Origin of the sequence: Gemella haemolysans ATCC 10379 (assembly GCF_000173915.1) — a bacterium.
Classification (GTDB): Bacteria; Bacillota; Bacilli; order Staphylococcales; family Gemellaceae; genus Gemella; species Gemella haemolysans.
This window is the reverse complement of sequence record NZ_ACDZ02000015.1, coordinates 1-1,351: the sequence shown is the minus strand read 5'-3', so window position 1 is coordinate 1,351 and position 1,351 is coordinate 1. Positions and strand designations below refer to the sequence as shown.

Annotated in this window: 2 protein-coding genes; both read right to left on the bottom strand. The window is 30.0% G+C overall.

Translation table 11 applies throughout. The features are described from left to right. On the bottom strand, positions 1-447 hold a 447-nt coding region (locus GEMHA0001_RS08650), incomplete at its 3' end, for a Tle-like phospholipase domain-containing protein (RefSeq protein WP_003145758.1). Next, complete coding sequence (locus GEMHA0001_RS08645) at positions 437-1,192, bottom strand: hypothetical protein (RefSeq protein WP_003145759.1); 756 nt, start codon at positions 1,190-1,192, stop codon at positions 437-439. The genes GEMHA0001_RS08645 and GEMHA0001_RS08650, both read right to left, overlap by 11 nt. Positions 1,193-1,351: the final 159 nt, after the last annotated feature.

Below are 1,351 nucleotides of genomic sequence, written 5' to 3'. Positions count from 1 at the left end.
ATATACTATTGTTTTCTGGACATTGTAGTGTAATGCGATCCACTGTGCCAAATTCCCACCTAAACTATGCCCTGTTAATATTATATCGTCTCCATATTCAGCTCTTATTTTCTCATAGAATTTACGTGCTGGATCAACGTGACCATCTCCTAGTCCTAGAGCTATTCTCCCAAAATCTGTTTTAACCGCATCATTCCATTTATCATTATCAAGATTTGTCCCTGTGTACGCAAGAATTACTTCTCCTGTATCTTTATCTTTAAACGCGGTTCCACTCGAACCTGTATCTTTATCATAAAAATCATCTAGGTATTCTAGCGAAGGATTTATTTTAAATTTTCCTAATTTTTCAGCTCCTTCAAAAATGTTTTTCGTTTGAATTCCTTCTATCCTCGCCTTCTCAAATCCATATGTATATTCAGAAGCATATAATGTATTATTCTTCATTTCCTATGTCCTCTCTAGTATCCGATAATATTTCATAATAATCTATACCTTTTTCTTGATTTTTTATCATTACACTATATTTATATACATTTGTTGTAGAAATATCTACTCCTCCAACACGGATAATCAGATTACTATTTTCATCTATATTAAAATAATTATTAATTTCTTTATTATTTACATTATAAATAATGTCAAACACACCTGTTTCATATGAATATTCTTTTTTCTCAAACTTCCACTTTTTAAAGGTTTCTTTATTCAGCTTTACTTCTTGAAACAAAAAGTGTTTGTTAAGCAATAGTTCTTCTGATAATTCTGGATTACCCAAAACTAATCCTTCACCTTTTTTATATTCTACTTTACTCTGTTGAATCAAAACTCTTTCATAAGGTTTGTCTTTTGTTCGTATCTTCTCGACTTTCCCTAATATAGTTTTCTTATCCTTATTCCCTCTAAGTTCTAATATATAACTATACCCTTCATTTATGTTGTCTCCATCTTTTAATATAATTTGTCTTATGTAAAAACCATTTGGAAATTTTTCAAATAAGTCTTCTAGATTTTCTGTTGGATAGACTTTTTCTATATTTGCTACCTTATCTTCTATCCAGGATTTGCTTCCTTTACCTACTACCCCACAACCTGCTGTCATCATTAACACCCCTCCTACTATTACTGCTCCTATAATTTTTGTTATTTTCTTTTTCACTTTGATTTCTTTCTCATGTTTTTCTTCCTTCATTTCCCTACTCCTCTTTTTTATTTTTTTCTATTATATCACACTTTAACCCTTTCAGTTAATTGATTATATCATATTTCTTGTCAAAAAAAATAGAACTTCCAATTCCATCTATTGTTTGAAATTCGTGCTCTATCTTACGCTATTACTATTCATCTTGTA